This window comes from Burkholderia theae (assembly GCF_048565265.1).
Taxonomy (GTDB): domain Bacteria; phylum Pseudomonadota; class Gammaproteobacteria; order Burkholderiales; family Burkholderiaceae; genus Burkholderia; species Burkholderia theae.
On sequence record NZ_CP183462.1, the window covers coordinates 1,480,537 to 1,493,589 of the forward strand.

Sequence of the window (13,053 nt, forward strand, 5' to 3'; positions counted from 1 at the left end):
CAGCGGCACTGCTGCGTCGGTCGGCAACGACGATCGTGTGCGGCGCTCGAGTCGCCGCTCTCACCTACCTAGACGGAACCGGGCGCGCATTGCCGCAAACTTTTTTTTGCGGGCCGTCCGACGCGACGCCCGAAGCGAGACACGGCCGCCAGCGTGCGGCCTGCAATGCGCGCGCAACGGCAGCCCGCGCGAATCGCGCGGGACGTTGCGCAGGAATGTGCGTGGCCCCCGTTTCGTGTGCGTTTCGTCCGCCATGGCCGTCAAGGCTCGTGGACGTCGCGCTCGTGCGCGATCGCCGGCAAACGTGTTGCCGCTCCGAAGGCGACGCGCCTGGCGCGTTGCCCTTTCGTGCGGCACGACAATCCTCAGGTTTCAACCGGGAAGTTTTTGTGACATTCCACTGAAGATATTCACGAGATGCGTGCGAGACCGTTTCCGCGCACCGCCTTCGTGATGCGGCGCCGCAGGAAACGTCCCGGTCATGCGAAATCCTGCGGTTTGTGGCCGCTCGCTTCGTCCTAGCTATTGGGTAAAAACCAAACACGTCAACGACGGGATTCCTCCATGTCATTCGCCACGATGTTCGTACGGTGGCTCGCCGGGCGCCTTGCCGGCGATGCCGCGACCGCCGGCCGGCGGCCGTCCGCCGCCTTTGCCGCGGCACGGCGCCCGTTGCGCTGGCGCGCGCCCTGGCTGGCCTGGCATCTGGTGTCGTGGGTCGTGCTCACGTTGCTCGCGCCGCCGATCTGGACGATCGGCACGCTGCTGCTGATCAACGCGTCGAGCGATCAGCCGCTGTTCTGGATGCTCGCGATGGCGATCGTGCCGGTCGCAAACGGCGCCGCGATCGTCGCGGCGAACCAGCGCCATCACCGCACGCCGTTCACGCGGCGTTCGACGGTCGCGCTTTACCTGTTCTTCGTCGCGATGGCGGTCGGCTGCGCGCTGTTCGTGCTGCTGCTGTGGCGCTCGCATTCGATCGCGTCGCTGGTCGGTCCACTCGCGGTGAGCGCCGACGGCACACATGCCGCGACGCTCGCGTTCTGGGTGGCCGGGCTCACCGCGATGTTCGGCGTCACGTCATCTGCGCATGCGAGCATCGCACACGCGTGGCTGGCGTTCGTCGACTGAGCGCCGTCGCGCGCCATTGCGGGAGCCAAGCGAATGCATCGAGACGGAAGGTTCGGGAATGCGCGAGCGCCGCGCGAACGCGGTATCGCGATCGTGACGGTGCTGCTCGTCGTCGCGCTGGCCGCCACGCTCGCGGCAAGCGTGCTGTGGCGCCAGCAGGTCGCGACGCGCGACGTGGAGAACCAGCGGCTCGCGACGCAGACGATGTGGGTCGAGCGCGCGGCGGTCGAATGGGCGCGTGCGACGCTGCGCGCACAGAGCGCGACGTCGAACGTCACGTTCGTCGGCCAGCCGTGGTCGTCGCCGGCCGCCGACGTGCAGCTTGCGGACCTGCTGCCGCCCGACGCCGCGGCCGTCAACGCGGAACTGTCGCGCGCGTGGATTTCCGGCCATGTCGAGGATGCGCAGGCGCGCTTCAACCTGACCAACCTCGTGTCGCGCGTCGCGCCCGGCAAGCCGTGGCAGGCCAACGGCGAAGGCGTGCTGGCGTATCGGCGGCTGCTCGGCCAGCTATCGCTCGATCCCGCGCTCGCCCAGCTGACGGCCGACTACATGCTGCGCTCGCTGCGCGACACGAACGGCCCCGACGGCTGGCCGCTGCAACTCGTTTCCATCGACGATCTCGCGCGCATCCCCGGCTACGACGCGCATGCGATCGACACGCTGGCGCCGTTCGCGACGATCCTGCCGGACCTGACCACCGTCAACGCCAATACCGCGGCCGAGCCCGTGCTGGTCGCCGCGATTCCGACCCTGTCGGCCAGCCAGGCCAAGCGGCTCGTCGACCGGCGCGCCACCGCGTACTTCGTCAGCACCGGCGACATCGCCGAATACCTGCTGCCCGCGCGCGGCGGCAATCCGACGCTGCCGGACGGATCGGCCGTCGGCGTCAACAGCATCTACTTCCTCGTGCATTGCCGCGTGCATTCGGCACGCATCAACGCGCGCGTCGACACGCTGATCGCGCGCTACGGCAGCGGCAATTTCACGTGGACGTCGGTGATCTGGGTCCATCGGCTCACGAGCTGAACCAGGGCCTGTTCCCGCTAATAACGGGCTTGCGAACGTGCCTTGCCGGTCGCAGTGCAAGAAGCAAGGAGCGCCGTTTGGCCGCGCCAAACAAGCGACGCGCGACGCCGCAATGCGGCCGGCAAGGCACGTTCCCCTGTTTGGAAAAAAACATTCGTGGGGCTGGCCCCCAGAAGGGCCGATCGCCGCGTCATGCTCCTCGCGAATACGTCGAGTATTCGCTTCGTCGCAGTCCTTGCGCTCGGCCCTTCTGGGGGCCAGCGCAAGCCCGTTATTAGCGGGAACAGGCCCTAGGCAGCGCGAACCGCAGGCTAGTTCAGCGACGATTCGCTCAACGCGACGGAACGCACACCCTGCGCTGCCGCGCAGTCGAACGACAGCCGCGTGAGATTCGTCTCGCGCACTTCGCCCAGCAGCCGGTTCCAGTCGTCGATCGACACGAGCAGCGCGATCGGCCGGTTGTACTTCGTGACCATCACGAGTGCCTCGCCCGCATGCCGCAACGCCTTCGACGGATTGCTGCTGAAGTCGCGCGTCGCCATCGCGATCGTGCGCAGGCTGAACACGTTCGCGGCCGGATCGCCGCCGTCGTCGTGCAGCAGGTGTTCGAGCGTCGCCGCGCGCAGCAGCGCCTGCGACTTCGCGGACAACCGGTTGTCGCGGCGCTTGCGCCGCTCGCTGCGCGGATCGACGTGCACCGCGAGCATCCGCACGATCTGGCCGAGCGTCGTCGCCGGTAGCTGATCGTAGCGCCGCCACCAGCCCGGCGGCAGCGCGATCATCATCCCCGCATAGGTTGCCGCGACACTGTCGGCGATATGCACCGGCACGCGTTCCGCGTCGCGTTCGTCAAGGCCGAGCGCGCCGACGACGACACGCGTCATCACGCTGAACGCGTTGTACGCGAATGCCGCGATGCCGCTCGCGAGCAACGACGCACGCGCAGGTACGCCGCCGAACAGCGTGGCGCCGAGCACGGGGTCGAGCGGCAACGGCAGCACGTCGCGCCAGCGACGGCGCGACAACTGCATGACCTGGCACGCGTCGAACTGCTCGACCGGCAAGTTCGTCAGCACCGCGATCGTCGCGCCCGGACTGCCGTCGAGCGTGTGATCGCGCCATTCGATCCGCCTGAGCGTACCGGCCACGTCGCCGTCGCCCGCGATGCCAACGGCCTGCTCGCGGAGGTACCCGGTATCGAGGCGACCGGCATCGCGCCAGCCGCCTAGCGGCCGGCATGCCGCCGGGTTGCCATAGTCGCGAAGCACGAACGCGCCGCCGCGGCGCGGCCAGCCCGACACGATCGCATCGGTATCGAAACGGCCATCGACGATCCACAGCTCGCCGGGCCTCACCGTTTCCAGCAGCGCGCCGACGAACGCCCGTTCATGCGAGCGGCCGCGTTCGACCGGCAGCAGATCGACGATCATCGCGAGATCCGGATCGTAGACCGGCAGCACGCGTGCGCCGGTCAGGCCCATCGCCGCATCGCGTGCCGGGTCGTCGCAGGCACGGCCGCAACCGCAGCCAGTGGCACCGGGCGCGCAACCGTCGCCCGCGCCGTCCAGCACGCGCAGCCGCATCCCGCCGAGCGCGCGCGCACGTTCGTCGGCCCGCGCCGCCGCGACGGGCAACAGCAGGTCGACGCTGTCCCTGACGAGCGCGCGCCCCCAGCCGGCCCGCCATCGGCTCATGCCGTCGTGGAGCGCGGCCACGGCGGCGCCGGACGCGGACAGCGCGCCTGCGGCCACCGCCTGCGGCGTCTGCGCCCGCGCGGCAAGCGCCGCGATCGCGTCGACCGCCAGCGCGAACAGCGTCTCGCGGATCGACTCGTCGTCGGGCTCTTCGTCGGCTTCGGCCGCGCTGTCGATCCAGTCGTCATGCAGCGCGCATTGCAGCACGAGCCGCGTCATGATCGTCATCGGGCTCTGTTCGACGAAGCGTTCCACGATCGTGCGCATCATCCGTTCACTCCACACTGTTCGTCCGGCTGCACTCGCGTGACCGCGGCGCGGCGCAATCGCACTTGACGAAGCGTTTTCGACGCCGCAGCATCGTGGGCGACCCGATCCGCGCGACGCCGCGCCGTCGCGGCGGTCCGCCCGCAATCGATGCACGAGGCACCGGCATGTACGTAGATCCACGCGTGGCCCACGGCCGCGCCCGGTTCGACCTGAGCGGCTCTCCGCGGCTCGTCGCCGACGAGCGCCGCTGGGAAATCAGTGACGTCGTCACGCGCGGCATCGACGATTTCACCGGCGTGCGCAACCGCCGCAACCTGATGCGGCTGCTCGAACGCCAGATCGCACCGAAGCTCGCGCGCCTCGGGCTCGAGCCGTACGTCGGCGCGCTCGGTCATGCCGAAGGGCTGTTCGTCAACTTCTCGACGATGAGCGCCGAGCACGGCCTGCGCGAATTCCAGCTTCAATTGACAGTGCCCGACCTCGTGCTGCGCAGCTTCGCGTCGAACGCGATCCGGCCGCATGCGGTCGCGCGCTGCATGCAGCGCAACGGCGTGATGTCGCTCGCGGAAATCGAACATGAAACGCGCATCGCGTTCGTCGCGGCGCGCGTGATGCGCTCGCTGGCACTCGCGGAAGGCTGGCAGCAGATCGGCGTGCCGACGCCGCACGGGTTGTTCGTCGGCACGCTGACCGACGCGCACGACGTTGCGATGAACACCTATTTCCGGCCCGGCGACAACGACCGTCCGTCGCGCTGGAGCGGCTTCTCGGCACTCTTCTCGACGATGCCGGACTGGCGCGCGGAACAGGTCCGGCACGGCGGCGAGCTGCTGCAATGGATGGTCAACCATATCGTGGCCTTGCAAGAATCCGCACCGTTCGTCGAACGCTTTCCGTTTCTGCGCGAGCCGCTGCGCGACGCCGGCGATCCGCTCGACGCCGCGTGGAGCGGCGCACGCGCCGGCCTGCAGCACGGGGCGCCATCCTGAATCCTGAATCCCGACGCGTGAATCCGGGCTTCCGGGGCTCGGCCGGCAAGACCTCGCCACACGCCGCCCCGCCGCGTCAGCGGTGCCGGGGGCCAAGCCGCCCCCCGGTCCCGCTCTACGCCCCCTCTTCACGGCCCCCTCGCTCTCTCATATACAAGGTCGAAGCGAACCCGCCTAACCCGCAGACTTTCTTGCGACACCCGTGCACCGCATCAGTGCGTGCGCGTCGACCCGCCCGGCTCACCTGGCTCCTGGCGGCCGACCGTCTCCAGCACGGCCCACATCCAGATCAGCTCGCGAACCGTGCGCGCATGCTCGTCGCTCAGCGCGCGCCAGCGTGCGAAAGCGTCGAGTTCCTCTTCCGTCGTGTCGCCGGCGCGCAGCCACAGCAGCCAGCGCACCGCGCCCTCGCGGATCGCGTCGGCACGCGTGTTCGCGTCGCCGGAATCCGCATCCCGTTGCGATTCGTTCATGATCACGCCACCGCCCGAAGCTCCATCGACACACATTCCCCGCACCGCGCATCGTTGCGCGGCCGGGGCGCTTGCCACACACGCCTCGGGTCCGACGACGCTCCACCGGGCCGCCATGACAGACAGCCCGGCGTTTGCCGGCCCTCATTGATCAGGTCGTATCGGACGGCCGTAACCCGCAGTGCGCGGACAGCCGGAAAGGAGGCGAATGAATCGCCGACGGAAGGAAGACGGGGAAGTTAAGCGCGGGAAGCCGGTCAGCTCAGCAGCACGATATTGCCGGGCAGGCGCGTGATGTGCGCGCCATACAGGCGGCCGACCATGTCGATCACGTCGTCGAGCCGCGTGATCGGGAACTGCGCCTGCATCCGGTTCGTGCCGAGCGACGCGCTGCGCAGGATTACCTTGCCGCGCCGATAGCGGTTGATCTCGTCGACCACATCAGCAAGCGGCACGCCGTTGAACACCAGCATGCCGCGCCGCCATGCGCTGACCGCGCCCGGATCGATCCGCGCCACCGGCTGCACGCCGCGGTCGTCGTAGACGACTTGATCCTCGGCCTTCAGCGTGCGCGCGCCGCGCGGATGCTCGAGCGCGACCGTGCCGGACAGGCAGGTCACGCACACCTGCGAACCCGTGCGCCGCACGTTGAAGCGCGCGACGCTTGCCTGCATGCGGCCGCCGCCCGCAACCACGGTGACGGGCTGGATCGGCGTCGCGCGGTCGGCCGGCGGGGCGGCCGCGTCGATCTCCGCTTCGCCCGCGACGACTTCGACGCCGTGCGCGGCATCGCTCGCGGCCAACACGTCGAGACGCGTCTGCGTATTCAGTTCCACCGTCACGCGCGACGACAGCGCGACGCTGCGCTGCTCGCCGGTGCCCGTGTGGTAATCGGCCGCGAGGTCGCCGAGCGACGGCCACAACTGCATCGGCGGGCGCAGCGCGAGCCACGACCCGCCGGCCGCGACCGCGAAACCGATGAACGCGCGCCGCCCGGTACGCATCGTGCGCTCGCGCTTTGCAACGTTTGCCCAGGCAGCGGCCGCGCGTTCCTCGTGCGCGAGTTCGGTCGCAGCCGTGCGCAGCGAGCTCCAGGTGTCGCGCAGCAGATCGGCGGCTTGCGGACGATCGGCGCACCAGCGCTCGAACGCGTCGGCTTCGGCCTGGCTCGCGTCCCCCGAGCGCAGACGCAACAGCCACGCACTCGCTTCGTCGAGTTCGTCGTGGGCAGGTTCGGCCTGGGCTTTCGTCATCGTCCGGATGCTCAAAATTTACGCGGGCCGCCTCGCGCACCCGTGTAAGAATCACCGTCTTCTTCCTGCATGCGCTGCAGGCAGTACTTCATTGCCGCGCTCAGCTCGCTTTCGACCAACCGCAGCGAAATGCCGAAATGCTCGGCGATCTCGCGGTTCAGCAGACCGTCCACGCGGGCGGCCAGCAGGATCGCGCGGCGCCGCGGCGGCAGGCCGCGCAGCACGTCCTTCAGCGTTTCGACCTTGCGGCGCGCCGCGACGATGCGCTCGGGGTCGGCCAGCTCGTCGGGCATCTCGAGCAGCGTCTCGACATCGTCGTCGTGCAGATGGCGCCGTTCGCGGCGATGCTGGTCGATCGCGACATTGTTCGCCATCCCGAGTATATAAGCGTCCGCATTCGTCACCTGCGTGGAGACGTTCGCGTTCTCGAGGCGCAGCCAGGTTTCGTGCAGCGCGTCGGTGGCGCCGTCCTTCGACCCCGTCACACGCTCGAGGCGCCTGACGAGGTACGCATAGCGCGTCGCCAGCAGCTTCCTGAGCCCGGTGCGGTTGCTGTCGGACATGGCGGCCTAGCCCCGAACGGCCGGCTGCGGCGCCGGACAACGGAAATGCACGCCGTTGCCGGCCGGTCGCAGCAGGATCGTGACCGGCTGCGGCAGGTCTGCCGGCGGCGCATCGTCCAGCTTCAACGCACGCAGCGCGCGCATCACCGCCGCGTCGCGGGCGGCCGAGCCGCTCGATGCCACCATGTTGACCGCCACCACCGCCCCCCTGTTGTCGATGCGCACCTGCGCGACGAGTCGATAGCTGCCCGGCACGGCCGCCGGCTGCGCGCACAACGCATCGATCAGATGCGCCTGCAGCAGGCCCGCGAACGCGCGCCGATCTCCGGAATCGCCGATCCCGTCGATCGGCAAGGCCGCATCCGCCGGCGTGTCAGCCGTGGCGGGCGCCATCTCGGCGGCCGGCTGCGCGACGATGATCGCTTCGTCCGGACGCGAGAATTCCGCACGCAACCCCGTTCCGGCCAGCATCCGCTCGAGCGCGTCGCGCGGCGCGAATTCGCCCTGGACCGGCGCACTCGTGCGCCCGTCGAGCAGCGGCGCCGGCGCCAGCACGATCAGCTCGGTGATCCGCGCGAAGTCCTGCAAGGTCTTCGCGAGCGGCTGCGCCGGCAGATCGAAACGCACCACGCTGCCCGGCTGGCGGCCGATGGAACCGGTCTCCTGTGCCTGCACGCCGCGCATGCACAGCACGACGAACGCGAGCCACGCAACGAGCGCCAGGACACCGGTCGGCGCCCGTGAACGAGTCATGAATCCCTGGACGGAAGTGGAGTTGCACGTTGCCGGCGAAACGCGCACCCCCGTGAGCGGTTCCGTGGCAAACGAACGACAGATTGTGAGCGGGCACTATGACAGTCAGGTGAACCGTGCAGCGAAGCGACTCAATACTTTCCCTGCTTTCGCGAAGCACGCATTCAGCGAGCCGTTTGCGGCTGCAGCAGCGCCGAAACGGACGTCACGCCGGGCTTGTCGTCCGCGCTCGCGTGAGCGCTCACGACACGAACGTGGTGCGTGTGGCGCATGCGATCGAGCCAGTCCATCCATGCGGCAAACGACACGCCCTTTGCGTCCACCTGGATGCCTTCGCCCAGCACCGCGACTTGCGCCTTCGTGATGCCGGCCTGCACGAGCGACGCGGCAAGTGCATCCCGCAGCGCAGCACCGGCAGGCGGCCGGATCGCGACGGCCGCACGCAGCCGTCGCGCCTCCGCGAGTTGGCCGCCGGCTTCGGCCACCTGCATCTGCAACGCAGGCAGGTTTGCCGCGATCCGGGTGCGGCCCGTGTATGCGGGCTCCCACATCACGTTGTAGACCAGTGCCGCGAACAACAGCGCGCCGCCGCCCGCCAGCAGCACGCGCTCGCGCGGCGAACGGCCGTCGAGCCACTGCGTCAACGCGGCGCGGGCCGCGTGGAGCCGAGCATCCATTTCGCATCCTCCTCGTTGGCCGTCACGCCCAGCGCCTGCAGGCGCTGGCGGAATCCGTCGCCGTCGACGGCGGTACCGGGACGGAATGCGACAGCCAGCGCGCCGTCGCGATAGTCGAGCGTCGCGATCGCATCGGACGGGATCGGGCCAAGCGCACGCGACAACGATGCCGACAGCACCAGGTAATCGTTCGCCCGCAGCTCGCCGGCCGCGGTGCGCAGGCGTTCGAGCCCGGTCCGCATTTGCATCGGCGGATCGAGCATCACCGTCGTGTCGGGGAACGCCGCTTTCACGCGGGCGGTCAGTTGCGCATTCAACGCATCCTGGCGATGACGCAGCTGGAACCACTGCACGTTGATCGTCGCGATCGCGACGACGGCCGACGCGATCGCCAGACCGGCGGGCACGCGCCAGCGACGCCATCCGCCACGGTCGGCGCGCGTGTTGCGTGCGAATTCGAACTGGCACAGGTCGAACCTGCAGTCGAGCGCGCCGCGTGCAAGCTCTTCCCACGGCAATGTGCGTGCGACGGGCAGCATCTCCGAATGTCCGGCTCTTCGTTCGAGCATGTCCGACGCGGTGGCAGCGTCGCTTTCGACATCGTCGTGAGCGTCGACAACCAGCACATGTACCCGGACGGATTCGTGTTTCGACAACTCGGCAATCGTTGCGTCCAGCGCCGACGCGCGCGTTTCAAGGCCGAACCCGGACGTTCCGCGCTGGACGGCCAGTTCGAGCCGTGGCGGGTCGGATTCCGATTCTTCAACGACTTCGCTCGGTACGGGCGGACTCACGATCAACACATCGGCTTCGCTGCCCGCGGTTGGCATCGCTTCGCTGTGTTCGTCGCCATCTGCTCGCTCGCCACCGCCCATCGCCATGCAACGAATCAACGGCACCGCGCGCACGCGCCGATGGCCGGCCGTGCCGAACCAGTCGATCACGTCGCCGAACCGCTTGCGATCGACAACCGCCACGGATCGCGCCGCGTCGCCGCTCGCAGTCGGGCCGACGGCGACGTGACTCTGCTGCGCATCGCCAATCAGGTATTCCTCGACCGCATGCGGCAGCACGCGCCGCAGCTTCGTGCCCGTCACGGGCGGCAGGGTCACGTCGACGAGCAACGTATCGCGCGCGGCAAGCACGAGTACCGTCGACGCGGCCTTCGGCCACGCATCGCGATGCACACGTCCCGCACGGACGAGCTGGCCGCGCCGGTCGAACAGCGCGTACGGCATCGCGACTGCTTGCCAGTTTTCCGCATCGAACGTGCCGATCGACGGCAGCAGCACGATCAGGCTCGACATCGCGTCTCCCGGGCGCCGTGCGCGCCGCTCATGGCCGACGGACGACAAAGTTGCCGATGCCCGTGCCGACCACGGCCATCCGCACGTCGCCCGACCACAGCGTGATCGTCACCGGCACGTCGATGCTTTCGCTGCCGAGCACGATACGCGACGGCGTTTCACCGCCGCCCGTATAACGCACCGACACACCCGTCACCTCGGTGCCCCAGCGGCGCGCGCGATACAGGTCGTCCGTCATCGGCGCCCACGTGCCGCTTTCCGTGCGCTGCACGAACCGGTAGCCGCCGCCCACCGGTTGCCACGCGATCGGCATCGAGCGCACTTGCGCTTCGTCACCGGCCGATTCGAGCAGGTTCGCGAGCCGCTGCGCTTCCTCGGCCAGATCCGTGCGGCGATTGCGCGATGGCGCGAGCGTCACGACCGCGACCAGCAACCCGACGATCACGAGCACGACGAGCATCTCCAGCAGCGTGAAGCCCGCCGCGCGACGCGTTGCGAGCGGGCGACGTTTCCTGACGTGCGCGATCGTCATGCCGTTATTGCCACGAGCCGATGTCCGCATCGTTCCCCTCGCCGCCCGGCTTGCCGTCCGCGCCGTAGCTGAACACGTCGATCGCGCCGTGCGCGCCCGGATTCAGGTATTGATACGCGTTGCCCCACGGATCCTTCGGCAACCGCTCCAGATAACCGCCGTCCTTCCAGTTGTTCGGCACCGGATCGGTGGTCGGTTTCTGGATCAGCGCAGCGAGCCCCTGCTCCTGCGACGGATAACGGCCGTTGTCGAGGCGATACAGGTTCAGCGACTGCATCATCGTGCCGATGTCCTGCTTCGCGGCGATGCGCCGTGCCTCGTCGGGGCGGCTCATGATCTTCGGCACGATCAGTGCCGCGAGAATCCCGAGGATCGCGACGACCACCATGATCTCGATCAGCGTGAAGCCGCGTTGCGTACGACGGCGCGCAAGTTCATGCGCCGGTCTTGCGTGCGATGTTCGCGCTGCGTCGTGCGTCGTCATCATGCATTCACCCTTGCGTCAAAGAATGGAAACCGTTCCCTGTTCATCGAACCGATCCGTCGCCATGAAACCGCTCGCCCTGCTCCGCACCGTTCCGTCCCGCGTCGACCTCCTGCCGCTCGTCGCGACCCTTGTCGCCGGCACCGCGCTCGTCGCCGTGTCGATATGGGCCGCGCGCCTGCTGAATGCACCCGATGCGCCGGCACCCGCCCGCACCGCGCCGCCCGCGCCGTTCGATGTCACGGCCAGCGCGCAGCTTTTCGGCGCCAAACCCGACGACGGCCGCGACGCAATCCAGTTGCTCGGCGTGCTCGCGTTCGACGCACGACGTGCGGCCGCGATCGTCAGCGTCGGCGGCGAAGCGGCGCGCGTCGTGCGCATCGGCTCGGCGATCGGCGAAGCCACGAAGCTCGCCGAAGTGCGCGCGCGCTCGATCGTCGTCGACCGCAACGGCCTGCAACGCGAGATCGCGCTGCCCGCCGTACAGAAGGCAAACGCGTTCGTGCGCTGAGCCGCGCGTCACTGCACCATGTTGTTCAGCTCGATGATCGGCATCATCACCGCGAGGACGATCACGAGCACCACGCCGCCCATTGCCAGGATCAGCAGCGGTTCGAGCAGGCTCGTCAGGAACATCGTGCGGCGTTCGAGCTCGCGCGATTCACCTTCTGACGCGCGGTCGAGCATCGTCGTCACGTCGCCGGTCGCCTCGCCCGAGCGGATCAGGTGCACGAGCACCGGCGGGAACGTCTTCGTGTGGGCCAGCGCGCGCGACAGCGCCGAGCCTTCGCGAACGCGCACGATCGCATCGTCGACGTTCGCGCTCATTGCGCGGTTCGACAGCGTCTCGCCGGCCGCCTGCAACGCGCGCAGGATCGGCACGCCGGCCGCGGTCAGGATGCCGAGCGTGCTCGCAAAGCGCACCGTGTTGTAGCCGCGCACGAGCTTGCCCGCGAGCGGCGCGGTCAGCAGCCAGTGATCGAACCTGAGGCGCGGCCCTTCCCGCGACAGCACCTTGCGGATCGCGAACACGATCGCGATCGTCGCCAGGAAGGACGCCCACCACCAGTGCCGCACGAAATCGGACAGCGCCATCATGACCACCGTCAGCGTCGGCAACTGCTGCTTCGTGCTGGTGAACACGTTCGCCACCTGCGGCACCACGTAGCTCAACAGGAACGTGACGATGCCGAACGCGATCAGCGTGACGATGCCCGGATACGTGAACGCGAGCAGGATCTTCTGCTTCAGCGCGTTGCTCTGCTCGATGTAGTCCGCGAGACGCGACAGCACGATGCCGAGCTTGCCCGTATGCTCGCCGGCCGCGACGAGCGCGCGGTAGATTTCCGGAAAATCGCGCGGATGCTGGCCGAGCGCATTCGCGAACGAATGGCCGCCGACGACTTCCGCGCGGATCGACGCCATCAGCTCGCGCAGGTATTCGCGCTCGGCCTGCTCGCTCAGCACCGACAGCGCTTCGTCGAGCGGCAGCCCCGCGACCAGCAGGCTCGCGAGCTGGCGCGTGAGGATCGCCTGCTCGCGCTGCGACAGTTTGCGGCCGAACGACAGACGTTGTTGGCGCGCGCCATGCAGGCGTTGCGCGGCCAGCTCGACGACGAGCGGTGTGAGCCCCTGCGTGCGCAAATGGCTGCGCCCGGCGCGCGCGCTGTCGGCTTCGAGCACGCCTTTCAGCGTACGGCCGGTGGGATCGATCGCTTCGTAGCGGAATGCCGACATGTCTGTGCCCTCGTGTCACGCATAGGACTTGTTCCGACGACGTCGCGCAACGCGCCCGACGGAGTCGCCGGGGAAGACTAAGGAGCGAACCGGCGCAAATTTGTGACGGATGTTGGGCTACCTTTTTTGTTCTTTTCGGGTCTTATTACTTTTGGTCGTTA

Annotated in this window: 14 protein-coding genes; 4 read left to right on the top strand and 10 right to left on the bottom strand. The window is 68.6% G+C overall.

The window, feature by feature from the left end; genetic code table 11:
* The first annotated feature begins 564 nt into the window (after positions 1–564).
* Both ACN22W_RS24130 and gspK read left to right on the top strand, forming a co-directional pair.
* Positions 565–1,131 carry a hypothetical protein gene (locus ACN22W_RS24130; RefSeq protein ID WP_419689683.1) on the top strand — a complete coding sequence of 189 codons (567 nt, stop codon included), beginning with the start codon at positions 565–567 and terminating at the stop codon, positions 1,129–1,131.
* Between the two features lie 33 nt (positions 1,132–1,164).
* Positions 1,165–2,160: a type II secretion system minor pseudopilin GspK gene (gene gspK / locus ACN22W_RS24135; RefSeq protein ID WP_193100226.1), complete on the top strand. Its 996-nt coding sequence runs from the start codon at positions 1,165–1,167 to the stop codon at positions 2,158–2,160.
* 311 nt (positions 2,161–2,471) lie between these two features.
* Here the strand turns inward: gspK and ACN22W_RS24140 are convergent, their stop codons facing one another.
* Positions 2,472–4,124: a type II toxin-antitoxin system Phd/YefM family antitoxin gene (locus tag ACN22W_RS24140; protein WP_419689684.1), complete on the bottom strand. Its 1,653-nt coding sequence runs from the start codon at positions 4,122–4,124 to the stop codon at positions 2,472–2,474.
* Positions 4,125–4,288: 164 nt separating this feature from the next.
* Between ACN22W_RS24140 and ACN22W_RS24145 the strand changes: the two genes are divergently transcribed.
* On the top strand, positions 4,289–5,113 hold the full coding sequence (locus ACN22W_RS24145; protein ID WP_419689685.1) for a hypothetical protein: 825 nt from the start codon (positions 4,289–4,291) through the stop codon (positions 5,111–5,113).
* 212 nt (positions 5,114–5,325) lie between these two features.
* Here the strand turns inward: ACN22W_RS24145 and ACN22W_RS24150 are convergent, their stop codons facing one another.
* The 8 genes from ACN22W_RS24150 to gspG form a co-directional block, all read right to left on the bottom strand.
* Positions 5,326–5,586: a FecR/PupR family sigma factor regulator gene (locus ACN22W_RS24150; protein ID WP_419689686.1), complete on the bottom strand. Its 261-nt coding sequence runs from the start codon at positions 5,584–5,586 to the stop codon at positions 5,326–5,328.
* Between the two features lie 257 nt (positions 5,587–5,843).
* Positions 5,844–6,839, bottom strand: coding sequence for a FecR family protein (locus ACN22W_RS24155; protein ID WP_419689687.1), 996 nt, complete (start codon positions 6,837–6,839; stop codon positions 5,844–5,846).
* Positions 6,840–6,850: 11 nt separating this feature from the next.
* The gene (locus ACN22W_RS24160) at positions 6,851–7,402 is read right to left on the bottom strand and encodes an RNA polymerase sigma factor (RefSeq protein ID WP_419689688.1); all 552 of its coding nucleotides are present in this window, start codon (positions 7,400–7,402) and stop codon (positions 6,851–6,853) included.
* Positions 7,403–7,408: 6 nt separating this feature from the next.
* The gene (locus ACN22W_RS24165; RefSeq protein WP_193100222.1) at positions 7,409–8,155 is read right to left on the bottom strand and encodes a secretin and TonB N-terminal domain-containing protein; all 747 of its coding nucleotides are present in this window, start codon (positions 8,153–8,155) and stop codon (positions 7,409–7,411) included.
* Positions 8,156–8,319: 164 nt separating this feature from the next.
* Positions 8,320–8,832 carry a type II secretion system protein GspM gene (gene gspM, locus ACN22W_RS24170; RefSeq protein ID WP_419689689.1) on the bottom strand — a complete coding sequence of 171 codons (513 nt, stop codon included), beginning with the start codon at positions 8,830–8,832 and terminating at the stop codon, positions 8,320–8,322.
* Positions 8,796–10,139, bottom strand: coding sequence for a type II secretion system protein GspL (gene gspL, locus ACN22W_RS24175; RefSeq protein WP_419689690.1), 1,344 nt, complete (start codon positions 10,137–10,139; stop codon positions 8,796–8,798). Before gspL ends, gspM begins: the two co-directional genes overlap by 37 nt.
* A 28-nt stretch (positions 10,140–10,167) precedes the next feature.
* The gene (locus tag ACN22W_RS24180; RefSeq protein WP_419689691.1) at positions 10,168–10,671 is read right to left on the bottom strand and encodes a GspH/FimT family pseudopilin; all 504 of its coding nucleotides are present in this window, start codon (positions 10,669–10,671) and stop codon (positions 10,168–10,170) included.
* Between the two features lie 4 nt (positions 10,672–10,675).
* The gene (gspG, locus tag ACN22W_RS24185; protein WP_233633210.1) at positions 10,676–11,059 is read right to left on the bottom strand and encodes a type II secretion system major pseudopilin GspG; all 384 of its coding nucleotides are present in this window, start codon (positions 11,057–11,059) and stop codon (positions 10,676–10,678) included.
* Positions 11,060–11,219: 160 nt separating this feature from the next.
* On the opposite strand from gspG, the gene ACN22W_RS24190 reads away from it, so the two are divergent.
* A complete protein-coding gene (locus tag ACN22W_RS24190) occupies positions 11,220–11,666 on the top strand; it encodes a type II secretion system protein N (protein ID WP_419689692.1) in 447 nt (148 codons plus the stop codon).
* Positions 11,667–11,674: 8 nt separating this feature from the next.
* Here ACN22W_RS24190 and gspF read toward each other — a convergent pair whose 3' ends face one another.
* Positions 11,675–12,892, bottom strand: coding sequence for a type II secretion system inner membrane protein GspF (gspF, locus tag ACN22W_RS24195; RefSeq protein ID WP_419689693.1), 1,218 nt, complete (start codon positions 12,890–12,892; stop codon positions 11,675–11,677).
* Positions 12,893–13,053 lie beyond the last annotated feature (161 nt).